17 protein-coding genes are annotated in these 23,846 nt (G+C 53.1%); 13 read left to right on the plus strand and 4 right to left on the minus strand.

Translation table 11 applies throughout. The features are described from left to right. The first annotated feature begins 29 nt into the window (after positions 1–29). The 9 genes from VSQ83_RS09660 to VSQ83_RS09700 all read left to right on the plus strand — a co-directional run bounded on the left by VSQ83_RS09660 (position 30) and on the right by VSQ83_RS09700 (position 11,579). The gene (locus VSQ83_RS09660) at positions 30–3,524 is read left to right on the plus strand and encodes a phage tail length tape measure family protein (protein ID WP_326426309.1); all 3,495 of its coding nucleotides are present in this window, start codon (positions 30–32) and stop codon (positions 3,522–3,524) included. Between the two features lie 10 nt (positions 3,525–3,534). Beyond that, complete coding sequence (locus tag VSQ83_RS09665) at positions 3,535–4,014, plus strand: DUF1833 family protein (protein ID WP_326426312.1); 480 nt, start codon at positions 3,535–3,537, stop codon at positions 4,012–4,014. 2 nt (positions 4,015–4,016) lie between these two features. After that, positions 4,017–4,451 carry a hypothetical protein gene (locus tag VSQ83_RS09670; RefSeq protein ID WP_095023636.1) on the plus strand — a complete coding sequence of 145 codons (435 nt, stop codon included), beginning with the start codon at positions 4,017–4,019 and terminating at the stop codon, positions 4,449–4,451. Continuing rightward, on the plus strand, positions 4,390–7,446 hold the full coding sequence (locus VSQ83_RS09675; protein ID WP_326426315.1) for a host specificity factor TipJ family phage tail protein: 3,057 nt from the start codon (positions 4,390–4,392) through the stop codon (positions 7,444–7,446). The genes VSQ83_RS09670 and VSQ83_RS09675 overlap by 62 nt, the downstream gene beginning before the upstream one ends. 17 nt (positions 7,447–7,463) lie before the next feature. Beyond that, on the plus strand, positions 7,464–7,925 hold the full coding sequence (locus tag VSQ83_RS09680) for a hypothetical protein (RefSeq protein WP_326426317.1): 462 nt from the start codon (positions 7,464–7,466) through the stop codon (positions 7,923–7,925). A 185-nt stretch (positions 7,926–8,110) separates the two neighbouring features. Then, positions 8,111–9,952, plus strand: a complete 1,842-nt coding sequence (locus tag VSQ83_RS09685; protein ID WP_326426320.1) for a hypothetical protein — start codon at positions 8,111–8,113, stop codon at positions 9,950–9,952. A gap of 56 nt (positions 9,953–10,008) precedes the next feature. Beyond that, positions 10,009–10,425 carry a hypothetical protein gene (locus tag VSQ83_RS09690; protein WP_326426322.1) on the plus strand — a complete coding sequence of 139 codons (417 nt, stop codon included), beginning with the start codon at positions 10,009–10,011 and terminating at the stop codon, positions 10,423–10,425. A gap of 57 nt (positions 10,426–10,482) precedes the next feature. Next, positions 10,483–11,088 (plus strand): glycoside hydrolase family 19 protein, encoded by a 606-nt coding sequence (locus VSQ83_RS09695; RefSeq protein ID WP_326426324.1) that lies wholly within the window; start codon positions 10,483–10,485, stop codon positions 11,086–11,088. Between the two features lie 2 nt (positions 11,089–11,090). After that, entirely contained in the window at positions 11,091–11,579 is a 489-nt protein-coding gene (locus tag VSQ83_RS09700; protein WP_326426326.1) for a lysis protein, read from the plus strand. A gap of 193 nt (positions 11,580–11,772) precedes the next feature. On the opposite strand, the gene VSQ83_RS09705 is transcribed toward VSQ83_RS09700, so the two are convergent. Next, positions 11,773–12,951, minus strand: coding sequence for an SDH family Clp fold serine proteinase (locus VSQ83_RS09705; protein ID WP_326426328.1), 1,179 nt, complete (start codon positions 12,949–12,951; stop codon positions 11,773–11,775). A 465-nt stretch (positions 12,952–13,416) separates the two neighbouring features. On the opposite strand from VSQ83_RS09705, the gene VSQ83_RS09710 reads away from it, so the two are divergent. Next, positions 13,417–14,328 (plus strand): DUF4760 domain-containing protein, encoded by a 912-nt coding sequence (locus VSQ83_RS09710; RefSeq protein WP_326426331.1) that lies wholly within the window; start codon positions 13,417–13,419, stop codon positions 14,326–14,328. A 624-nt stretch (positions 14,329–14,952) separates the two neighbouring features. On the opposite strand, the gene VSQ83_RS09715 is transcribed toward VSQ83_RS09710, so the two are convergent. The 3 genes from VSQ83_RS09715 to VSQ83_RS09725 all read right to left on the minus strand — a co-directional run bounded on the left by VSQ83_RS09715 (position 14,953) and on the right by VSQ83_RS09725 (position 18,640). After that, on the minus strand, positions 14,953–16,227 hold the full coding sequence (locus VSQ83_RS09715; RefSeq protein WP_326426333.1) for a M20 family metallopeptidase: 1,275 nt from the start codon (positions 16,225–16,227) through the stop codon (positions 14,953–14,955). Positions 16,228–16,329: 102 nt separating this feature from the next. Next, positions 16,330–16,935: a trimeric intracellular cation channel family protein gene (locus VSQ83_RS09720; protein ID WP_326426335.1), complete on the minus strand. Its 606-nt coding sequence runs from the start codon at positions 16,933–16,935 to the stop codon at positions 16,330–16,332. Positions 16,936–17,413: 478 nt separating this feature from the next. Next, positions 17,414–18,640, minus strand: coding sequence for an OprD family porin (locus tag VSQ83_RS09725; RefSeq protein WP_133078332.1), 1,227 nt, complete (start codon positions 18,638–18,640; stop codon positions 17,414–17,416). Positions 18,641–18,843: 203 nt separating this feature from the next. On the opposite strand from VSQ83_RS09725, the gene VSQ83_RS09730 reads away from it, so the two are divergent. From VSQ83_RS09730 to VSQ83_RS09740, 3 genes are all read left to right on the plus strand, one after another. After that, positions 18,844–19,749, plus strand: coding sequence for a LysR family transcriptional regulator (locus VSQ83_RS09730; protein ID WP_133078333.1), 906 nt, complete (start codon positions 18,844–18,846; stop codon positions 19,747–19,749). 269 nt (positions 19,750–20,018) lie between these two features. Next, positions 20,019–21,470, plus strand: coding sequence for a YfcC family protein (locus VSQ83_RS09735; RefSeq protein ID WP_133078334.1), 1,452 nt, complete (start codon positions 20,019–20,021; stop codon positions 21,468–21,470). Between the two features lie 34 nt (positions 21,471–21,504). Continuing rightward, positions 21,505–23,328, plus strand: coding sequence for a CocE/NonD family hydrolase (locus VSQ83_RS09740; RefSeq protein ID WP_133078335.1), 1,824 nt, complete (start codon positions 21,505–21,507; stop codon positions 23,326–23,328). The last annotated feature ends 518 nt before the right edge of the window (positions 23,329–23,846 follow it).

The following is a 23,846-nucleotide window of genomic DNA, read 5'->3' on the forward strand; positions in this document are numbered from 1 at the left end:
TGCGGGTTTTTTTACGCCCGGAGAAAACCATGGCTGAGCAGAAATCCCGCCTCGTTCTTGAAATTGACAGTCGAGACGCAGAGCAGAAAGCGGAGGATGTGCGTAAGGCTTTGGGTGCTCTTGAGGATGCAGGCATTCGCGTCAAACCTGCTATGGACAAGGCTGGGGCTGGACTGGATGGTGTCGGGAAATCGGCGACCAAGGCGAGTCAAAATCTTGGGCAGCTTGATAAGTCATCGGATGGAGCCGGCAAGGCGACTGTCAGTAGCTCCGAAAAATACGCAGAGGCAAGCGCTCGACTGCTTGCGATGGCAACCAGCTCTCTGCAGGCCAGCGATTACGTTAAGTCACTGACAGCCAGCACTTCCGCAGCATCTGTTTCTTTTGATGCCGCGAGCGACAAGATTAGAAGCATCACATCTCTCTCTGCTCGTCTGCGGGCTGAATCGGATGCACTGGCTGGATCAACCGATAAAGCCTCGGTCTCGACTCGAAATGCTTCAGTCGCTACCGACCTTCAGGCGAAAGAACTGGCCGATTTGCTGGGCAAGATCAACCCGACCGTGGCTGCACTGGGCCGCCTGGATGACATGCAGTCCAAGCTGGGGCAGTTTCGCAAGGCTGGTTTGATCGACACGGAGACCTTCAAGGACTATTCGACGCGTCTCGATAGCACTCGCCAAGGTTTGTCCGCCTTTGATGAGGGACTCTCGAAAACAGGTATCAGCGCCAGGCAGACAGAGACGGCGTTGCGTCAGCTGCCTAGTCAGTTCACGGATATCTTCACTAGCCTAGCTGCAGGGCAAAACCCTCTGCTGGTATTGCTTCAGCAGGGCGGGCAGATCAAAGACTCGTTCGGCGGGATAGGCAACACCGTCGACGTGCTCGGCGGCAAGGTAAAAGGCTTTTTCTCTTCAATCGCAGGCAGTAGTGCGGGCATTGTCGGTGCTGGTGCCGTATTGGGTGAGTTGGCATCCAAGCAAGAGGCTGTCGCGGAAGGGTCGGAGGCTGCAGCTGACGGTCTAGGGGGCATGGCAGATAGCGCAAACACAGCTGCCGACGCTTCAAAAAACGCGAAAGAAGCGGCAGATGCACTGGGGCTGACTGGAGCTCCAGTGTCCGCAGGGCTTGGACTGATCATTGCGGCTGCAACGGCGTCTGCAGCAGCGCTCGCGCTGATGATCTACGGGTACAACAAGGGCAGCCAGGAGGCGGACGCTTTCAATAAGGCGTTGATCCTTACAGGCAATTTCGCTGGCACCTCATCTGATCAGCTCGCTGATTTGGCTATGAAGGTAAGTGCAGTTAACGGCACGACCGGGCAGGCTGCTGAAATTCTTGCTGGACTAGCCAGCAGCGGAAAGATTGCCAGCGAAAGCTTTGAGACCATCGCAAATGCCGCTATAGCTATGGAGGATGCGACAGGGAAGTCTGTCGACGCCACTATTGCCGAGTTTATGAAGATCTCAAAAGACCCGGTGTCAGCGGCCAAAGAGCTCAATGACCAGTACCATTTTCTGACTGCTTCGGTTTACTCGCAAATTGCCGCTCTGAAAGAGCAGGGCGACACCATTGGCGCAGCTGAACTTTTGACGAAGACCTACTCTGACACCGTTCAGGATCGCTCAAGGCAGATAACTGACAATCTCGGGACGATAGAGCGCGCATGGAAAGGCATCAAGGATGCTGCTGCTGGGGCGCTTGATGCGACTTTCAATGTCGGGCGCACGCTTACTATGGAGCAGCAAGCCCAAGAAATACGTGAGCGACTTTCAAGTAATAGGGGGAGTGGCGGGCGCTTGAGGGGCCTTGGATATGAGACCCGAGACATTAAGAAAGACCAAGCCGCGCTAGCATATCTTGAGCTTCAAATCGACGCTGAAAAGACTAAAAACACTTATTTAGGCGTGCAGAGAAAGATTCAAGATGATGCGGTTAACTCTCAAATCAAGGTCGACGCGCTAACCAAGTCGTCGCTGACGAATGAGCAAAAACGAACCGAGGCGGTTAAGGAGTATAGAAAGCAGCTTGATAATATTCGAAAGGCAAACCCTGACGACGCACGCCTGAATCAAGGCGTCATCGACAAGAACATTGCGAATATTAATGAAAAGTTTAAAGACGTTAAAACCCCGAAGGACAAGCCCTACACCGAAGACGCTGGCCAGAAGGCGCTGGATGCAGCTCGGCAAACTCAGGCGGTGCTGATCCAACAAAACGCATCGCTCAGCGCCCAAGGAATCGTCACTGAGAAGGTCGGCGCTCAAGCTCAAGCCCTGATTCGGTGGGAGCAACAGCTTTCCGATATTAAAAACAAGAAAACGCTCACAGCCGATCAAAAGTCGCTTCTGGCTACTCAGGATCTGATTACTGCCCAGCTTAAAAAGAATGCTGGTCTAGAGCGTGAAGCTGAAATCATTAAAGGAATTCAGCTAGCACAGAAGGACCAGGTGCAACTGCTTACGCTGACTGGCCAGTTGCGCGCAGCAAACGGCCTAAAGTCATCGCTTGATGATGCAGCCCAAATGGCCGAGTACGAGCGTCAGGGAAATACTGAGGCCATGAAGCGCCTCGAAACCATGATCAAGATTCGCGACATCAACCTACAAGCCAGTCAAAAGCCTGGAACGGTCGAGGGCGTGTCTCAGGCTCCGACTGCGCCGGGACTTGACGCTTCGTTAGGCGGGGCGAGCAGCGAGATTGATAGGCTTAACGAGTCGGCCAGTAAGCTTGATGAGTGGCGTGCGACCGAATTGGCAAAGCAGCAAGCCTACCTCGACCTTAAAGCGATCAACGAGGAGACGCACGCAGCGCGTGTGGCGAACATTGATCAGCAGGCTCAGAACAACCGCATCAAAATTGAGCAGGCAAAGAACCAGGCTCTACTTATAGGGACGTCTGACTTCTTTGGGAATATGTCGGCTTTGAGTCAGTCTGGGAATAAAAAGCTCGCAGCAATCGGCAAGGCAGCTGCAATCGCTCAGGCCACAATCGCAACCTATAAATCAGCTAATGACTCATACTCAGCGCTTGCCGCTATACCGATTGTTGGTCCAGCGCTTGGTGCCGCTGCTGCGGCAGCTGCAATTATTTCCGGGATGGCGAACGTCGCTTCTATCTCTGGCATTGGCTTTTCCGATGGTGGATATACCGGTGTCGGTGGCAAGAACGAATACGCTGGCGCCGTTCACAAGGGTGAGGTCGTTTGGAGTCAGGCGGATATCAGCCGGTTTGGTGGTGTCGCAGCTGTTGAGTCGCTACGGAAGGGGAATGTGTCTCCGATCGGAGTGGCTCGATCAGTTTCTGCAGGCTCATCAGCCGGCAAGTCGTCTGGTACCTCAACACCCACGCCACTGACCGTAAACCTCATCGAAAACCCAAGCAAAGCCGGCCAGGTTGAGCGCGGGAGAAATTCCGATGGGTCGGAGTCTCTGACCCTTTTCGCTGCGCAGATCCGTGCGGGCGGTAACGAAGCTTCAGATACGTTTGAGTCTGTTTACGGGCTCAAGCGAAGCCCTGGCTAAAAGGTGATCCATGACCCCAATCGAACAGTGCTACGCCTCTGGCGGAGACATGATCATAAAGACCGTTGAAGTCCGGGCAGAAGGAGAGAGTGACACCATGCTCTTTTCTCAGGGCTTCGATGACTGGACGTGCGGTACCGAGGACGGCAGGGAGCTGACCTTCCCGGGTGTGGCGATGGGGGATGCGCTGCCCAAGAGTGACGGCAGCGGATACCAAAGCCTGAACATCGAAATTGATAACACGCTGGGCAACGTACAGAAGGTCGTCGAGGGATACCGGCTTGCTGGGAAACGGATTTACATCACTCACCGCGAATACCTGCTGAGCGATCTGAGTTATCCAACATCGATTTACCACCTCACGGTGCTGGATCGAGAGTACGCCGATAACACAGCCAAGTTTTCCTGCGGGTTCTTTGACCTGCTGAACATTGGGTTCCCGCGAGACAAGCTCACCACACTGGTCGCACCTGGCCTGAAGTACATCTAACCATGCTTAAACACTACTTATCCGCCCCTTACCGGGATGGCGGCCGGGGACCTATTGCCTTCGATTGTTGGGGGCTGTGTATCGCGGTTCGCCATCAACTGCTGGGCCTGCCTCTGCTGCCCAGTCTGGGCGCTGTAGGCAAGGACCGGCTACGCGAGAACACCCACGCTTACCACGACCTGAAGCAGGGCATGGAAACGTGCCCTCCAGAGGTCGGCGCCATTGCGGCGGTGTTCCGTGGCGCGCTGTGCCTGCATGTCGGCGTGGTGGTCGAGGCTGATGGCAGGCTCAAGGTGCTGGACACCAACCCAGGCGGTGCACGACTGCGCACCGTCCGTGAGTTCGAAACTGACTTTCCAAGGGTGGTCTTCTACCGTGATCGAATTTTTCCCGAACAAGATGGCCGGCTCGGCGCCGATGGTCACGTACACGACTGATCGGCGCATGACGCTGGAGCATTGGCTGATCGAGCAGTCGCCCAGCTACCAGCGGATGGAGTCGCCTCCGATCAGCATTATGCTGAATGACGAACTGATTGAAGCGAAGCGCTGGCACAAGGTGGTTTTCAAACCGTCTGATCATGTCGAGATCTATCGCGAGCCCAAGGGCACTGACCCCTTCAGCATCACCTACGCCCTGTTTGCGGGCGCGAAAGCGGTGATGAAGATGATGGTGCCGAAGATGCCCGGCATGCCTTCGAACTCTACAGTGCAGGGCAACCCACTGACCGAGGCCAGCGCCAAGGGCAACAAGGTCAAGCTGGGCGACACCATTCGCCAGATCGCTGGGCACCAAAAGGTATACCCGTCCTACCTGGCTGAACCGCGCACCTGGTTTGTTTCTCCACGGGAGCAGTGGATCGAGATGCTGCTGTACGTCTCGGCGGGTGATTTGGATATCCCAATCAGCAAGATCAAGGTGGGCGAAACTCCACTGATTTCACTGGGTGCCGATGCCCGCGTGACGATCTATCCGCCTGGTGCGGATGTGTCGGGCGATACCGCATCGATGCTCTGGTACAACGTAGCCGAAGTGGGAGCGAGTTCGAGCGGATCGGCTGGCCTGCAGTTGACGGTTTCGAACAGTATCACTCCATCGGCGAGGGCTTCGGCCTACCAGTTCAATGGCGAAACCATCTCGATCCCTGCGGGAGCGGGCGCGTTCCCTGCGGATTGGGTCAGCGGCTTGGTGATTCGTGCGCTGGCTTACTACGAATACACGGTCATCGATGGTGGGTCGGGGCGTGACATCGTCCAAGGCCCACTGGAGATGCTCAATCCTGAAGTCGGCATGCCGATCGAGGTTGTGGGTGCCAACGGTGGGCTTTACATCGTCAATAGCTATACGCCTTATGCGCCTGCAATACCGCCCGGCGCAGGTACGGCTTCAACGCTGCGGGGCTCCAGTGCTCCGTCGCGCTACGACTTTGATGTGACACCGCTGTCGCTCACAGTCAGCCGAGGCGGGACGGCATACCCTGTCAACCTGAACACTGCGACAACCGACCTTGCCGGTCTGGTGTCGGCGTTCAACGCTGCCAAGGGCGCTGCGCCATTCATTGCCAGCGCCTCGCTGGGCCGACTGCTGATCACGGAAACGTCCGCTTTTACCGGTCTGCCGTTTATATCAACGGACGCGACTCTTTTCAGCAGCAGTCCAGCCAGCAGCACCGGCACTGCGCCAACCAGCGGGTCGCCTGAGCAGCCCGCAGAGATGACCTTGAACTATGACGGCGGAGCGCCTGCGAATGGCCTTGCGCTGGGCACTGGCTTGGCCTGCATTGGTCCTAGAGGGTTACGGTATCGCATCACAGCCTCCGGTAGCTCCATTATTGAGGTCGAGCGCCTGACCTCCGCCGGTGCCGTTGATGCGGATTGGCCTGGGTTCAGCTATCTGGAAAGCGTTAACAGCGTGATCAACCTCGACCCGTCCAGCTTGCAGGGAGGGTACCGCGGTCCCTTCGTCTGCAGCCCGGTCGGGGAGAAGGTTACCGCTATCGAGTATTCCGTCTTTGCGGCCAACGGCCTGATTGGTCTCGGAAAGAAAGGGGACATGTACGCTATTTCATCAGGCCACCAGTTTGAGTACCGGGATGCGGATGTGGCTGGTGCCTGGACGATATTGCCGAAATGGGTGAGTGGTGCTTCACGTGACGCCCAGGGCTTTACCTTCCGACATGAGCTGCCTTATCCAATGCGCCCTGAGTGTCGCCTCAAGCGCCTACCCAAGATCGGCGGCGCGAACGCTGACGAGGTCAACGACGACATGATGTGGTACAGCCTGCGCGGGCTGCGTCAGATTCGCCCAACCAGCTATCCGGGCATGACAGTCATCTCGGCCAAAATCCGTGGTGCTGACCGGCTCTCAGCGCAATCAGAGAGCCAAGTGAATCTGGAGGCCACCCGAATCCTGCCACTGCGCAGTGGCGGTGCTTGGCAAGCGCCTGGCGCAACTCGCGACATTGTGCCGTGGGTGTTGAATGTACTCAAATCGCTGGGCTACACCGACGCCGATATTGACCTAGAAGAGTTTGACCAGTTGCATGAGTCCTGTGTTGCTGATGGTCAGCTCTACGACGAGACGATTGATGCCTCAAGTATTGCCAAGGAAGCGTTGAACAATGCGCTCGCCTGCGGCTGGGCAGAGCTGACCATCGCTAACGGGCTCATCAGGCCAGTCCGTGATGAGCCTAGAGCCGTATTTGAGCGCGAGTACGGCCCTAAGACCCAAACCTACTCGCCGCAGAATATGACCACCGCCTTGAAAATCAGCGGTCCACTTCCTTCGATCAATGACTATGACGCCGTAGACGTTGAATTTTACTCGAGTAAAAGCTGGGCCTGGGAAACCGTTGAATGCCGATGGCCTGGTGATCTTGGGCTGAAGGTCGAGAAGGTCAAACTGCCCGGGGTGACTGATCGAGACCGCGCCTATCGGTGGGGTATGCGCCGCCGGGGGCACCAACTGTTTCGATCGGATACTTACACCTGGACGACCACGCTGGCCGGGAGAAACTCGGGTTACCTTAGCTTTTGCGCGGTGGCCAGTGATACACCGGGGCTTTGTCAGAGCGCGCTGTTATTTGGCGTTCAGCCGGTCATTGGCGGGCTTGTGCTGGAATCATCTGAGCCGCTGGATTGGTCTGCCGGCGGCGCCCACAAGATCGGGATCAGTCGCTTGGACGGCACGTTGTCCGGGCCTTATCCGGCCACTCAACTCGATGAGTTCCACGTCAGGGTCGATGATCTGGACTTCGTGCCCAGCAACGATCCGGCCTTGAATTCACCACGCCTGCTGTTCGGACCTGCTGACAAATGGGCTTACCCGGTACTGGTTACCTCTGCCGATCCTTCCGGTGGCAACGTCTCAATGAAGGGAATGCCCTATGACGCCCGCGTTTACACCTACGACCACGCCTCGGCGCCTGACTGATAAAGGATCTGCTTACCATGCTTGCATATCCTGAAGGTCTGCCGACGCCGCAGCGGGAGGGCTACGGCTTTGATCCTGTCAGCCCGATGACCAGTACAAAACTGGTGAGCGGGCGCTCGGAGCGGCGCCGCGCGTTTGTCAGCACTCCAACTGTGGCGACTGTCACCTGGTTGCTGACACCGTCCGAGGCGCAGTTGTTTGAAGGGTGGTTTGAATACGTCCTACTCTCTGGATCATTACCGTTTGAATGCCCACTCCTGACCCCGATGGGGATGGAACCGTACCGCGCCAATTTCGTCGACATCTACAGTGGCCCTGTATTGGTGGGCGTTGATCTCTGGCGGTTTAGCGCCCAGCTCAGCCTTTTCAAGCGGCCACTGATTGATAGGGAATGGATGGAGGCACCTGAATACATCCTTGGTGCGGATATCTTCGATATCGCCATGAACCGGAAGTGGCCGCGCCAACATGAAACTTGATTCATTCCAGTAATGGCCAGTCTGGCCATTACATCTGTACGAAATTTCCACCGGTATACTGACGACTTTTCCTGCATTTTTGAGGTTTGGTCGTCATGGTAAGTCGCCGGCACTTGTTAAAACTCAGCGCCCTCGGTACCGCATCCTTCGCGGCGCCGCTAGCGTATTCTGCGAGCAACATCACCATGACGCACAACACCGGCAATCCGCTTGGCTCAACCTCACCGAAAGACCTCTCCGATAACGCCCGCAATTTGGATTATCTGTGTCTTGGGCCAAGTCCTTCGTATCTAGACCGCAAAGGAGTGCCGCGAAAGTCTTGGTCCGGGATGGAGAGCGAGCATAGCGTTGATCAGGTTAGGCGCGAATCTGAGTTTGACCAATGTCAGGCCCTGCGCGGCAAACAGTTTGATAGTTTTATGGCGTCCAGTGGTTACTCTTCAGTCGGTGATTACGGTCCAGGCGTCCGGATCGAGTGGCACACTCAATATGTCATGAAGGACGGCCAGCCCTATCGATTGTCGTCTCTGGCGGCAGTGCCCTACATCACGACGGGTAACTGGGCAACTGAAAGTGATGCGTTTATATTGCTTGGTGATGATGTGCTAAGGCAGGAGTTAGCAGATCCAGCCCAAGGCGCGAAAAAGATTAGCTATAAAAACCTTGGGTTATCCGGAGTTGCAGGCATAGACAGTGTTGATGTAAATAGAAAACTTACTGAAACTGTCAGCCTCTATGATTTTAGGGCAAAGGGCGGTGGGCTGGATGATTCTGTTCCTCTTCATGATGCCCTTTCATGGCTATATAATGGGGATAATAGAACTCTCTTGATTCCTCAAGGCGGCACCTTCAGGGCTCCTCAGAAGGTTGATATGCCAGTTAATAAGCTGGTGAGAAATTGTCACTTAACCGCATACGGGTCAACTCTTCTCTTTGAATCGGGTGGTGGTATTAAAGTTCGCGTAACTGGAACTGGACTGCTTAGTGAAGTAACGATTAAAGGTTTAAGGGCTAATGGAGGGAGCAGGTCTTTAGAGTTTGAAGCTAATGGCAGCTTGAACTTTATCTACAATATGAAGCTTGAAGATCTTGACCTGGCCGGGTTTTCAGAATCCGGATTAATCTTGTCCGGAAACGTCTTCGAAAGTTCTATTACCGATTTCTCAGGCTCTTCTCTCAATGCCAGCGGGTACTGTATTCATCTGCTCAACGTAGGGGATGGTATTGTGTCCTCGGTTGATGTGTGGGGTGGCAATACTCGAGGTGGTAAACATGGCCTGTTCGTAGAGAACCCCGTCAGTGACGTGGGGATCTATGGCGGCACTTATCTCCAAGCTTTGAACGAGGGCGTGCGCCTTGATAACGCCATTGGCGCAACGGTTTTCAGGACGCACGTAGAGCATAATTGGCGCTCCGCTGGTAGCTTGGCCGCAGGAGGCGCCGGGCTACATATGTCTGGCCGTGGTACGATCATCGGGGTGGCTGGACAGAATAGCCCTAACACGTTCCAGCAATACGTAGTGTCTGTATTCGCCAATGACATCACCGTGATGGGGGGCGGGGCTGGGGGTACGTACACCAAATATGGTCGCTATCAGCAAAGTTCTACTGGCACGTTAGTGCTGGTTGGTGAGGCTGCTTCAAATTATGATGTGGTTAAAGATACGGAGTTGTTCCCCACTCAAATAGCTTCTGTAATTAGAAGTAAGAAGGTTGCGAAGACTGAGAATCTGCGAAATTTTGCATCGGTAGTCTCGTTTGATTTGAATCGAGGGAACTTCATGCGAGTCAAAGAGCTAACCGGTAATGTACAAGTAGCTAATCCAATCAACAGATCTGGGTTGGCCGGCGAAGAAATTGTCATAGAGTTAAATCAGGATGCGACAGGTGGGCGATCCGTTACTTGGGGTAGCGATTTTGCAGAGGGCATGACGGGAATTAATCTTGGCGCTTACAGAAGTAATCGATGGTCATTTGTTTGGTCTGACGCAAAGTGGAAGCAAACAAGCTTCGCTTCCACCTTCTAAATACGCCTAATTCTGAACGCCTGCCTTGCGCAGGCTTTTTTACGCCTGGAGAAAAGATGAAGTACTACCTGATTAAACTCGCGACAAGGCTGCCCAATGGGTTTGGCGGTACAGCTCAGGGGCCGCTGATCAAACTGCTTACGAAGTACAAAGACGATGTGGGTTTGATCGAGCACGAAAAAACGCATGTGCGGCAGTGGTACGCCGTGCTTGGTATTGGGTTGCTGCTCTGCACGCTGCTGATGCTGCTGGTTTCGCCATACCTCTGGCCGCTGTACGGGCTGGCCCCCGTACTTCATCAGTTGCTATACAAATTTGTGCGGCCATACCGGCGCTGGTGTGAGGTGACGGCCTACCGCAAGCAGGTCGCTGTCGGCGGCTATAGCAGCAATGAGTTTGCCGTAACCATGCTGGTCGAGAAATATGGCTTAGATCTTTCCGTCGACGAGGCCAGAGCACTGCTTTCCAACTGATTCAAACCCTCAAGTCAACCCGCCATCGAGCGGGATTTTTTTCGCCTGGAGAAAGCCATGTCCATCGCATCGCAGCAGTTGCTGCAGATCCTCCCGAACGCCGGCCAAGTTGCCGGCGTTTTTGTTCCTGTCTTAAACACCGCGATGAGTCGATACCAGATCGCTGGTACGAAGCGCATCGCAGCCTTTGTAGCGCAGGTTGGCCACGAGTCCGGCCACCTGGTGCGCCTGGTGGAGAATCTCAACTACAGCGCTGATGCTTTGCGCAAAACGTGGCCAAGTCGTTTCAACGCGGAGCTGGCGACTACAGTCGCACGCAAGCCCGAACAGATCGCCAACATCGCCTATGGCAACCGCATGGGCAATACCGCCCCCGGTGACGGCTGGAAGTATCGTGGGCGCGGCCTTATCCAGATCACAGGCAAGGACAACTACCGCGCCTGTGACGAAGCGCTGGGCCTGGACTTGACCGCGCAACCTGAGCTGCTGGAGAAGCCACAGCACGCCTGCATGTCAGCAGCGTGGTTCTGGGCAACCAATGGACTGAACACCCTGGCAGATGCTGGCAAGTTCGACGCCATTACCCAGCGTATCAATGGTGGCCAGACAGGTGCAGCGGATCGTCAGGCTCTGTATGCCCGGGCGCTGAAGGTGTTGGCGTGAGTTTGTGGCGCTGGATTGGTCTTGCCGTGCTGGTGGGGTGTTCCGTTTTTTCCACATGGCAAGTGGACGCCTGGCGCTATGGTAAGCAACTGACCGACCTGAGCGCATCACATCAAGCCGACCTGACTACCATTTCCAACGCTGCAGCGGCTCAGGTGCGCCAGGCGCTTGAGAGGCAGCAGGCCACCCAAAAGTCCCTGGCCGAACTCGACGCCAATGCCACAACGGAGAAAGCCCATGCTCTCGCTGAAAATGAAAAGCTGCGCGCTGATGTTGCCGCTGGCGATCGTCGCCTGCGCATCGCAGGGCGTTGTAGTGCCAATAGCAGCAATCTGTCCGATACCTCCAGCGCCGCCAGCCTGGATGATGGCAGAACCATCGAACTCGCTGGAGCTTCTGGACGAACTGTTTTCGATATCAGGGTCGGGGCCATCAAAGACCGGGCAGCCTTGAAGGGGCTGCAGGAGTATTTTCGAGAGGTGTGTCAGTAATTACCAGGATCAAAAAGCCCGGCACTGGGCCGGGCTTCTCGTATGGCGAAGTAAGAAGTGAAAAAATCAACGCAAACCTAGGACTTCTTCGCCTGCAATTTTCAGTGCTCGATGGGTGGCCGCATGAGGGATATTGATAGCGTCGAATGCCCTTTTGATGATCTCTCGCGAAGTGTCACGATATGAAGGGATATCAAGTTGGTGCTTCGACATTATCTGCTCCAGTTGCAGCGGGCTCATTGGCTTCATCTTCAACCTCCGGTTGGGCTTCATGCTCTGCATTATCCTTTGCAGGGCGGGCTTTACGTTTTGACACTTTCTTTGGCGTTTCGTTTGCTGCCCCAGAAGGAGCAGCGCTTTCTATTTCAGTAGAGATAGATGTTACAGCTTCGCCTTCAGATGCTTCATTGCTGGCCTGAGTCACAATCGGAACGCGTAATGCGTGCCGCAAATCTAGCATCAGAACCGAATTGTTCGCCCCTGAAAAGTAGCTGTCAACAACACCTTGAAGGCCCTCAGCAATCGCTATCAATTCTGGAGAAGGCTTAGAGACCGTATTAAAAATGGTTTCTGAAGCCTCATCCCGATCAATTACAAACCCATGGGACGGGTACCCAGTGGTCAGCAGATTAATAGCATCAGGCTTAAGGTTCACGCCCCCGCACCCCTTAGCTAGACGATTACCATATTCAACGGCGATACGCATTGATCTCGTGAATTCACCATACTTCATAATGTCCAGCTGCGCCGTGATGGGGCTCATCAACTGGCCAGTAAGGTTGGTAGCGACCTCTAGGGCTTGCTTTGTACTTAGTCCACCACCAAACCGAAAGCTTAAAAATTGCTGCCTGAGCAGCTCTAAAGACTGAAAGCTGATGGACTTTAGGGCCTCAATTGGATTCAGCCCTGAAAGTCGTTCACCAAACTCCTCTTTGTTCAAGATTTGAATGTCTAGGGGACCGAGTTGGCCTAGGTCATCCATGATCAATTCCTTGGCACCCAAGCAAATCAAGGTTCCTGAGCTTTTGCACCACCCATTGATGAATACTGCGAAGTGGTCGTATTTTTTCTGCAGCAGCCGCGCTATCTGGTAGGCAGCATCAGGGTCTCCGCCAGGGGTGGTCAGCCAGAGGGTAGCTTTTTTTGGGCGATTTGGTGTGGCTTGCAGAATTCTCGCTAAGTTTTCCTCCTGCCCAATACTGATGCCGCCGGAATGAATGAATAGATCGCCCTCGAATTTCTCTAGAGCCTCCTTCGCTCGCTCAAAACGCTTGGCTTGAGATGTTTCAGATTCAGGGCGGCCTTCGCCCATAGCTTCTGACTCGAGCACAAGGCTAGTAATTGTTGAGGGCTTTGGGATTTTCTTGATCATCTGCTCGTCCGTGATCGGGGTTACGTGATGCTGCGAAGGGTACACGAAGCGAAATGTGGCGAAAAGCCAGTGCTTTAATCTAGGCCAGCAAAATCATGGCGAACAGGTGCGCGCGCTCAAGATTTTTGGAGCGCAATCTCTGATGCGATGTCCTAGAAGCTGATGCGGAGTTGGTACTGTCGCTAAAGATTGATGTTACAGATGGAGTTGACTTTAGATATCAAAAACAAATCGAATTGATCATTCTGATAGTTTTTTTTCATCGAAAGCCCTTGGCATGAGCTCATCGTTCCGATAGATTAGTCCTAACCCTTGGTGTAAATCGCCTTAGGGCTAAACAGTAAAAGGAAAGGGGAAGCACTATGATTTTATCGATTGGTTGCGAAGAGTAACAGTTGAAAGTTTTGAAAAGGCCTCTGCTTAGAGGCCTTTTTTGTGTCTTTTAAAAACGTAAGGATATGATCGTTGTCAAACAAGCACAGTTTCTACCAAGGACTATTGCTCGCTACCGCCTTGATTTTAGGTGTTGTCGCAATTTGTCGGAACTTTGAAGATTTTAGCTCTTTGTTACTGATTCAGAATCTCAATGAATGGATCAGTTTTGGTATTTTTGCTTCGTTAGCAGGATTCTTAATAAATCAGCTCTATGCAAAAATATTCCAAGAGTATCAAGAGACACGAACGGGTATAAAGTACATTGCGATATCATTTTTCGTTGTCATGATTGCAACTTATTTGGTGTTTCGTTTTCAGGGAGCAAAAGACTACCAAACGTCGCTAGCACTATTTGTTTCCTCTTGCTTGCTGGGCGCAGGGTGGTGGGTTCAGGCCACAATTAGCTCTGCGGCTGCTCGCAAGGCGCATACAGTAAATACAATTATGAATCAAAGGAATAGCGAGCTTTTTATTCATAAAAACGACAATTTAATTCATGTTTTTCCACGTAAGAAAACTATTCATCCAGTATTTTCTGAGTATCTTGCGGATCCAAATAATAAAAAATTTAAAGATGCGAAGTTTGATGATGTTTATTTGCAGGCTGCCAAGGATTTATCCTACGTCCTTAATTATTATGAGTTCATTGCTGTAGGTGTTATAAATGGCGACTTTGATGAGAAGCTTATAAAAGAGTGCTTTCTCGGAATACTAATCGGGCTTGAGAAGCGAGCCTATTTAGTGATTCAGTGTACTCAGAAAATCCAGAATGTTAAAACTTTCGAGAGCATAGTAGAGTTAGTTGATAGATGGAGCGAGCAGAAGTCGCTAACTACTCGCAGCAAGACTAGTCAAAATCTAGATACCTTTGATACTTATCCGATACAAGAAGACGTCGACCGAATGATGATTGCGGCTGCGTTGCCTCCCTCCGCACCCTGAAGCCAAGACTCACAAATTTTCACCGGGCTGGGCGTCTAGTTACGTCCGCTTGCTGATATGTAATAAGTTTTTCGTCCGGAAGGACGTTGGGGGCGGGACATGAAGCCTCAGTGACTTTTCGAGTGACATCGCTACTCGTCATCCAGCAGCGTTAGGCGTCGTTGCAGCGAGCACCTGTTGCTGGAGTCCCGTATTTGCTGGCGCTGAGTAAGTCCAGCTTGAGTGGGGTGCTAGGCGGGTAGGCACATGGTCCTGGGTTTTACTCAACCAGCAGAGCTCCGTGAAATTGATGATTTTTTGGGTCCATAACCTAAGACAGAGCCTAGGCGGAATGCGGCCTGCAAGGCATTGGAAATCTCCTACTAATGGAACACCAAACAGCCTACAGGTCGCGGTTATAAAGGGCTTCAGACCCGGCTTGCAAATCCGCCCACGCCGGTTCGATTCCGGCTTCGGCCTCCACATTCGAAAGCCCCGTAGATCAAGGTCTACGGGGTTTTTTTATGCCTGCGAAAAAGGGGGGATGTGTTCCGCATTTTTTGGAAGGTGCTTACGAAACAAGGGGCGATTCAATGAAATGCTGTCATTGATACACGGGTGCTCAGGCGCATATTCCCACTGTTCTCAAGAGGGCGTATTCAGCCAAGTCAGTGCTCCAACCAGCATCGTTTCCAATCCGGTCTCAAGAGTTGGATGTATTTGTGGATTAAATTTCGATGAATGATTAGAGGGGATTTGATTGATGTTAGCGTTTGATAAGGCCTGCTGCCATATCGACTTTTCGGTGCTTCCTACGAACCAGAAAACGTAGGGAACCTTCCACTCTCGCCCGAAAATACTAAAGTCTTCGCTGGCCGATGCCGGCGCAGTTTCATATGACCGACTAGCGAAGTGATCATCAAAAGCTTGCGCTAGTTGGGCAGTGGCGACGGCGTCGTTTTCGGTGACTGGATAACTGTCAATGGTGGTAAATTCCGGCGGATGGTCAGCGTTGGAGGCTTGGCATTCCGCGCTGCAGATCCTATGTACCGAGTCGAGCATCCTGCGGCGCACATTTTCATCATAGGTACGCATGTTCAGTTTGATGACCGCGTCATCTGGAATGATATTTTCCTTGGTCCCGGCCTGCAGAGCGCCAATGGTCAAAACCCCGCTTTCCAGAGGCGATAATTCGCGGGAGACAATTGTTTGCAGGCGCATGACAGTCGCCGCGGCCATGATCACTGGATCAATTGAATTTTGTGGCATGGAACCGTGGGCACCGCGGCCATACAGTTTGATATGCAGGCTGTCTCCAGCCGCCAGAATAGCACCAGCACGATGTCCAACCGTACCTGCTTCACCAACCATGACGTGTTGTCCCAAAATGATATCCGGCTTTGGGAAACGATCAATCATTCCGTCGTCGATCATGGCCTTTGCTCCCTTCCCGGTTTCTTCGCCAGGCTGAAAGACCAGCATCAAGGTACCGCTCCATAAGTCACGATGATCCGCCATCAACTGTGCGGTACCCATCAACCACGTAACATGCAGATCGTGACCACACATATGTGCCACATCCACCGTGTCTCCTTCAGCGGTCTGTCCTTTCTTTTGACTGGCATAAGGTAGGCCAGTCTTTTCGGCCATTGGCAAGGCGTCCATGTCGGCACGTAGCATGACCGTGGGACCTTCACCGTTTTTCAATAGGCCGACGACGCCAGTTACACCAACCTGTTCGTGGACGTCATACCCTAACTTCTTGATAAACGAGGCCGCTATGGCCGCCGTACGGGTTTCCTGCATCGAAAGCTCAGGATGGGCATGGAGATCTTTGTATATTGCCTCAAGGGTCGGCAGCACCTTGCGAATATCGCCGGACATTTTTGACATGCTTTCTTTACGAGCCAAAGTTTCCATCTGCCCCTCCAATCAAGCTAATAGTTACAAAATGGTAAGTCCCTTTGACTAAAAATCGTTCTGTGACGTTCCCGCTGATGTTTTATCGGTTATAGGGTCGGCTCACGATTTTTTTTTGATCGCGGGCAGGTTCCATTGGTATTTCAACGACAGCATTCGTATCAGGGTACAGAGCGCAATTGCAGCCCAGGGCGCCACTTGATGATCAATCACCTGTAACTCACCGAGTAGTTGGATTAGTGCTCCCAGCAGCGCCGCGGAGGCGTATATCTCCTTGGTCAATACCACGGGTACACGCCCGAGCAGCACGTCCCTGATAATGCCGCCGCCCACTGCGGTAATAACACCTAACAGGAGGGCCAGTTCTATGTTCGGTATGAGGGCATAGACTTTGTGAACGCCGAATGCAGAAAAAAAACCTAACCCTACGGCGTCGAAGAACAAGGTGGGTTGGGCCAGCTTGAGTAATAGATGCTGGAAAAAGGCGGCCAAGGCGACCGCCAGCGCAACGACGCTCAAGTACTCGAGGTTGATGAGACCGGCGGGTGGTAGGGCACCAATACATAGATCGCGAATTACCCCGCCGCCGCAGGCTGTTACAAAGGCGATGACCAAAACCCCAAAAATATCCAGTTTTCGGTCAATGGCCGCCACGGCGCCACTCAGGGCAAAGACGAACGTACCCATGAGATCAATGACAAAAAACATCTCATATTCCATCGTTGTTACCTGAGAGAAGCGTCTCATGGGGTATCGGCGTTGTATGGGTTATAGCCAGAAATAATTGTGCCATCATGGCGTTTTTGGGTGCGAATGATCATGAGCGCTGTCGTTTCTGATGACAGTGTTACAGTCAACAAGCGCAGAACCTGGTGGGTAGTAGCGCAAACCCGCCTCAGATTCAATTGACTCAGAAGTTGGCTTTTACTTGCAGTCCTACTAGTGCGTTAGCGATTGCGTTAATCGATCCAGACTCCAATTTCTTCGATAGCAAGCCCAGTGTGTTTATGTTTTGGTTCAATCGGTTTAATAGGGCCGGTGGTGGGTCGTCGGGAAGTGCGGGTATAGTATTTCTCTGCATGATGAGGAAAGCCTAGCAGATACATAAAAGCCCGCCTGCTTGGAGCTGCCCACGACCGAGACGGGCACACTCATCAGAACGAGGCGGATCCATCACGGTTTTGAATCACCAGAGATTGAACGTGTACGTTATGTACAAGCGGTTGTTGTCTCGATCACTGGCGTAGGTCGAGCGTGATACAGCGTTTCTATACTCTACTCCCAAGCCTTTGAGGCTGCCCGCCTGGACGACATACTTGAGGTTGGTGTTTAGCTCGTGCTCACGCGCCAGCAGACCTTTGTAGTCTCCGTCGGCACCCTTGTAGTACCGAGTCATGAAGCTCAACCCAGGGATGCCTAACGGCGCGAAGTCATAGTCATAACGCAGCATCCAGGTTTGTTCTCCAGGCTGGATGAATTTTCCTACCCCTGCATTCGAGAACGAGTACACCGTGCTCACGCTCGCGTAGGGCAAAGCTGTATCGCCGTAAACTTTCTGGTATCCGAGGCTCAATGCATGGCCTTGTAGCCGATAAGTGAGTAGGCCGCTGAACATATCGCTTTCGACTTGTCCGTTGCGTGCGGCTCCGACGTCCGCGCTGTTGAAATACCGTAAGTCGGTGGTCAGGTTGCCGGGCCCGACCGAAAGTTTGTAGACCAGGCCGAGGAACTGCTGCTGGTAAAACTCACGCATCTCGCCATAGTAGTAAGTTGCGCTGAGATCCTTGGTGAAAGAGTAGGTCGCGCCGCCAAAATCAAAATCCGTACCCTTGGATCCGGTGTAGCCTTGCGGGAAAATATCGACGCTGTCGGTGGAATTACGCGCCTTGAACTCATCCAAGTGGCCGGCATGAAGATATAGCTTGTCGATGCCGGTGTATTCGATCTGACTCCCACGAAATGTCTGCGGTAGCAGACGGCCGTCGTTGTAGACCAGTACGGGGATCTTGGGTAGCAGTGTTCCGGTTTTAATAAGTGCGTCGCCCCATCTTATTTTCGCGGTCAATCCCAGACTGGAAAACTCATCAGCAGCATGGCCATCATCATGCACTGGTAATAGGCCTGTGCCAGCATGCTCTGGTGTTGAGTCAAGCTTGAGGCCTGACAGTCCCAGCACATCCACACCAAAGCCGACGATGCCCTGGGTATAGCCTGACTGCATGTTCAGCAGGAAGCCTTGCGCCCATTCCCGACGGTCGTTACCACCATCGCGATAGTCGTCGTTGAAGTAGTAGTTGCGCATAGAAAGACTTGCATGAGAGTCCTCGAAAAACCCTTGCGCAATTACCACCGGGCTTATCGATATCAAAGAACCAGCACAAGCTAATGCGGTGGTCGGAATGTGTGTACGCATGAAGGATCCTCAGCTGGGTGTTATAGTTTTTGGCAGCAGTAAGATGGTCGGCTTTAATCTTGATTTTGTTGCGCCTCTGGACTGGTGAGCGCTTGGTGGCGGACACTAATCGGCGTTAAATCAACACGCAACGTTATGAGTGAATCGCATCGGGCTATGCGAAATGTGCTGTGCTGCCCCAAACCAACCTGTGGAGTTATCCGTTGAACCTAAAACAGCTCGAAACCTTCAAGGCGATCATGGCGACCGGTTCTACGATCGGTGCTGCCACTCGGCTGGGGCTATCGCAATCGGCGGTCAGTCGACTGCTCGGGCAGTTGGAGGAGTCACTGGGGTTTGCGCTGTTCCTTCGTCGCAAGGGGCGATTGACTGCTACTCCAGAGGCGGAGGAGTTTGTTACTGAGGTATCAGGGCTGGTGGAAAACCTTCAGCGTGTACAGCGGCTTGCCGATGAGTTGCGAGTGGGACGCTCCCGTCGCACCTTGCTCAAGGTCGCGGTGCCCACGAGCATGACCCAGCACTTACTGCCTCAGATAGTGGCAGAGTTTTTGAAAGATCGTGAAGACGTCGTCATCGAGCTATTGACTGGATCGTATGACACGCTTGAAAGAGCAGTACTGGATCGTACGGCTGATTTTGCCTTTGTCAGACTACCCACTGACTTAGAGGGTTTCGATGTTGAGCCTGTGCTCGAAACCGCAGGTGTTTGTGTCCTGCCGGTGGGCCATCCGCTGGCTGAGAGCGCCGAACTTCGGATCGAGGACTTGAGGGACGTACCTCTGGTGCTGCTAGGGCGCCAACGGAACCTTCGTACCGAACTGGATCAGCGTTTTCGCAGCGCGCAGATCACGCCCCAGGTTCGGGTTGAAGTGCATTCCGTCAGCGCCGCCTGTGCCTTTGTTGCTCAAGGGGTCGGGGTGTCCATCATCAACGCATTGCTCGCCAACGACTTCTCCGATTTGCCCATAATCACTCGGCCCCTGACGCCACCCTTGCCGTACCGTTTCGGTTTGATTTTTCGCAATGACCTGCCACGCTCCAAGGCAGTCAGCGTTTTCGCTGAACACCTTAAAGAGCGACTGATCGAAGTGGCATCTCGCATCGGTTGAGGGTGTTGACTCTCACGTTTTGCATACCCCAACCCGTATCACTCATAGCGTTGTGAGCGGTGTTCGATTGTTTTAGTGTCCGCCGTATGCCCTTCAGGGCCATCACAAAAACAATTATGAGAGCGCCGTCATGCCGACCTTCGCATCGTTCTTTCCCACCAGATCAAACGAATCCGACTTTGCTCTCTGGCCTGAGCGAAAGCTCGCCAGTGCACCTTGCATTTCTGCCCCCACCTGCACGCGTTGCGCACCAATTCGGGTTCAACAAAATGATTGAAACTACTAAAACGTCTGCGACTCAGCCAAGCGATTGTTCACGTTTGAGCGAAGACTCGATACATCGTCCTGCCAAGCAGGTAAATCCATCTCTCATTCTTCTCGCTATCGTTTTCTTAGCACTGATCCTCACATACGCAGTGGATTCCGGAGAGTTCCAACGCAACGGTATCGCTGTTGTTCCAGGTTCTTACCACGTATTGGATAAAGACGACTCGTGGGGGCAGCTTGTTTCGACAGCTCCACGGGCCTCAAATAGTGAAAGTGCTCGTCCGGTTTCTTTACCTGAAGCGTTCATGGCTATACCTCAAGGCATCGAGAAGCGTGCGGGACTGATTTTCATGGTGCTGTTTATAGGCGGCATGTTTGGAGTACTCAACAAGGCCGGAGTAATTGAAGCTGGGCTTGAACGCTTGCTGGGCATGACCCGAGGCAACGTCTACGTGTTGGTACCCTTCCTAATGCTAGCGTTTTCAGCAGGTAGCACCTTCATGGGGTTGGCGAAGGAATACATCATGGTCGTACCGCTTATGGTTGCCATGACCACTCGCCTGGGGCTGCCAAATATCATCGGCCTTGCCATCGTAGTGATCTCGGTCAAAGTGGGTTATCTCGGGTCGATTTCAAATCCGGTAGCGCTGGCCGTGGCGCAACCCTTGGTGGGGGTTCCGATGTTCAGCGGGCTTAGCATGCGGGTTGCGGCATACGTGATCTTTCTGATCGTAGGCGTTGCTTTCGTACTGCTCAGCATTCGCCGACTCGGCTTTGATGCATCCGCAGAGTTTGTATTCAAACACGCCAAGCTCCCGGCCAGACACGTCCTGAACCTGCTAATCATGGGGGTCGGCATCGGGTTCCTAGTGTATGCCTCCAACCGTTGGCACTGGAAGTACCCGGAGCTTTCCTCCTACTACCTTGCCTTGAGCATGCTTTTCGCTGCAGTTGCCGGACTGGGGGCGAGTGATGCGGCCACGGCTTTTGTAGACGGCATGAAAAAGGTACTCATGGCCGGTGTGTTGATTGGCCTGGCCACTGCGGTGGAGATCATCCTCAGCACTGGTCAAGTGCTGGATACCATCGTTGAAGGACTTTCCGAGATGGTCGGGAACCATGGGCCTCTGGTATCCGCATACGGGATGTTTTTCGCCCAACTGAGCCTAGATGTTGTCATCCCGTCCACTTCCGGTCAGGCGGCTGTAACGATGCCGATCTTCGGGCCGCTCGGTCAGTTGTCAGGCGTCACGGGGCAGACCACGGTCTTTGCCTTTCTCCTTGGTAACGGCCTTACTAATCTGATCACTCCGACCTCCAGCGGCTTGCTCGTTCTGCTTGCTACGGCTCAGGTCGGCTGGGGGCAGTGGGCTCGCTTCATATGGCCGCTGGTTCTTGTATTTGCTGCTATCGCCATTGGCCTTCTAAGTTACGCCGTATTTACCGGGTACTAGCCGTTTTTGATGATCGTTCGATGAGTCCGTTTACATGCAAATATTTCATAATTTAAAAGTGCCGATGCGCGACGGCATCTGTCTGGCGACTGACGTTTACTTGCCCGATGGCGTGACGGCTCCTTTGGCGGTGGTAATTGAGCGCACACCCTACGACAAGTCGAAGCCATCTCGTTCGGAAAAACAGCTCGATGGTCACCATCTTTCACGAGAAGAAATGGCGTCAGCCTTTACCCAGCGTGGCTTGATTGCGGTGTTTCAAGACTGCCGAGGGCGCTATGCCTCTGAGGGTGTGTTTGTGAAATACACCCACGAAGCCGAGGATGGCTTCGACACGTTGAGCTGGCTGGTTGAGCAGCCATGGTGCAATGGTCGTGTAGGCAGCATGGGGCTTTCTTACGCTGCGCACACTCAGTTGGCGATGGCATGCCTGAATCCGCCAGGCCTAACGACGATGGTGCTGGATTCGGGGGGGTTCGCTAACGCATACCAGTGCGGGATACGGCAGGGCGGCGCTTTCGAGCTCAAACAGGCGACATGGGCCTATAAGCAGGCCAAGGAAAGCCCAGCCGCCAAGGCTGATCCTTTGGTCTTCGAAGCGTTGCAAAAGGAGGACATTCGTTCCTGGTTTGCCCGGATGCCGTGGAGCCCAGGGAATTCACCGCTGCGTCATTCGCCTGAGTACGAAGACTATCTGCTCTCCCAATGGAGTCACGGTACTTTCGACGATTACTGGCAGCAGCTCGGCCTGTATGCCGAAGGTTATTACGACGCTATTCCTGATATCCCGGTCATGTTCATGTCGAGTTGGTACGATGCCTACGTCAGCTCAACCTTAGCCAACTACGAAGCATTTACCAACGGACGCAAAGCTCAGCAGCGGCTCATCATGGGGCCTTGGCTCCATGGAGACCGTAACATCACATTCAGTGGTAACGCAGAGTTCGGCCCTCTAGCCGCTTTTGACGGGCAGGTTGAAAAAACTTGGCTGGAATGTCGGCTGAATTGGTTCGAACGCCATTTGTCACAACCAGTTACCGAGCCTGACGAAGCTCACCAAGTACAGGTGTTTCTGATGGGAGGCGGGAGTGGTGCGCGCAATGCTGAAGGACGTATCGAGCATGACGGCCGCTGGATTTCTGCGAGTGCATGGCCGTTGCCCGACACTGTCGATCAATCGTTATTTCTGACTCACAGCGGAGATCTGAGCCCGTCCAAACCCACCCAAGATACCCAGTACCTTAGCTATTACGCAGATCCGACGAACCCTGTACCCACGGTCGGTGGATCATTAACGTCAGGGGCTCCCGTGTTTGTCGGTGGAGCATTCGATCAGATTGAATGCTCGGAGTTTTTCGGCTCTCAAGGTAATGACATGCCGTTGAAACAGCGTGCAGATGTATTGAGTTTTGAAACAGCGCCGTTATCTGAAGACGTTGTTGTCGCCGGGCCAGTGAGTATTGAATTGTGGGTAGAGAGCGATTGTCCTGATACGGACTTTACTGCAAAGCTGGTAGACGTCTACCCGGCTAGCACCGATTACCCCCAAGGCTACGCTATGAACATTACCGACGGCATTTTTCGTTGTCGTTACCGCGACTCGTGGAGCGAGCCTGAGCTACTGATTCCAGGTAAACCGTTCAAGATTACTATCGAGCCCTTTGCGACCTGTAACGTTTTTAAAGCCGGGCATAGTATTCGACTGGATATTGCCAGCAGTAATTTCCCGCGTTTCGACGTTAATCCAAATTCAGGTGAGCCGGAAGGTTCGGCGATTCAAAAGAGAGTTGCATGCAATACTTTGCATCTCAGCGCCAAGATGCCGTCTCGATTAATCTTGCGAATCCTGGAGGGTTGAATATCAATACCTCACCTGGCCAGCGAAATAATGGTAATAGTGCCCAAACAGGTCTCGAAGGAATGCGACGCAGGCTAAATGCATCCCGGGCAGTTATTTGGCCGATAGCAGTAGCTCAGCAGGTACGTAAGCTTCGCTAATTGATGAGCGTTGTATTGTCGATGGGGGCGCAGGAATTTGGGGGTAAATCGGTTCCGTATTTTGAAATGAAACCCTTTGTATACTTGACGTTCAGGCGTATAAATCTGAAGCATTAGCGGAATCGAAATAGCAGTAAGTTTATGACTTATATGTAAAAAGTGGATTGAAATCCGCCCGCGCCGGTTCGATTCCGGCTTCGGCCTCCACATTCGAAAACCCCGTAGATTAACGTCTGCGGGGCTTTTTTATGCGTGCGATTTGACGATCACTTCCGCAATTTTTTGGATCAGTTCCGCAACCTGGCTTTTTCGGTGAGTGGATGGAGTGCTTTGCGGGGTATTTTGCTTTCGCTTGAAAGTGGGCATGGGGGTTTGCCC

Origin of the sequence: Pseudomonas sp. DSV-1 (genome assembly GCF_035830915.1) — a bacterium.
Lineage (GTDB): Bacteria > Pseudomonadota > Gammaproteobacteria > Pseudomonadales > Pseudomonadaceae > Aquipseudomonas.

Coding starts and splice junctions, on each gene's coding strand:
- VSQ83_RS09660 (WP_326426309.1), top strand. CDS start 30: ATGGCTGAGCAGAAATCCCGCCTCGTTCTTGAAATTGACAGTCGAGAC.
- VSQ83_RS09680 (WP_326426317.1), top strand. CDS start 7,464: ATGCTTGCATATCCTGAAGGTCTGCCGACGCCGCAGCGGGAGGGCTAC.
- VSQ83_RS09690 (WP_326426322.1), top strand. CDS start 10,009: ATGAAGTACTACCTGATTAAACTCGCGACAAGGCTGCCCAATGGGTTT.
- VSQ83_RS09670 (WP_095023636.1), top strand. CDS start 4,017: ATGCTTAAACACTACTTATCCGCCCCTTACCGGGATGGCGGCCGGGGA.
- VSQ83_RS09740 (WP_133078335.1), top strand. CDS start 21,505: ATGCAAATATTTCATAATTTAAAAGTGCCGATGCGCGACGGCATCTGT.
- VSQ83_RS09715 (WP_326426333.1), bottom strand. CDS start 16,227: ATGGAAACTTTGGCTCGTAAAGAAAGCATGTCAAAAATGTCCGGCGAT.
- VSQ83_RS09720 (WP_326426335.1), bottom strand. CDS start 16,935: ATGTTTTTTGTCATTGATCTCATGGGTACGTTCGTCTTTGCCCTGAGT.
- VSQ83_RS09665 (WP_326426312.1), top strand. CDS start 3,535: ATGACCCCAATCGAACAGTGCTACGCCTCTGGCGGAGACATGATCATA.
- VSQ83_RS09705 (WP_326426328.1), bottom strand. CDS start 12,951: ATGATCAAGAAAATCCCAAAGCCCTCAACAATTACTAGCCTTGTGCTC.
- VSQ83_RS09735 (WP_133078334.1), top strand. CDS start 20,019: ATGATTGAAACTACTAAAACGTCTGCGACTCAGCCAAGCGATTGTTCA.
- VSQ83_RS09695 (WP_326426324.1), top strand. CDS start 10,483: ATGTCCATCGCATCGCAGCAGTTGCTGCAGATCCTCCCGAACGCCGGC.
- VSQ83_RS09685 (WP_326426320.1), top strand. CDS start 8,111: ATGACGCACAACACCGGCAATCCGCTTGGCTCAACCTCACCGAAAGAC.
- VSQ83_RS09725 (WP_133078332.1), bottom strand. CDS start 18,640: ATGCGTACACACATTCCGACCACCGCATTAGCTTGTGCTGGTTCTTTG.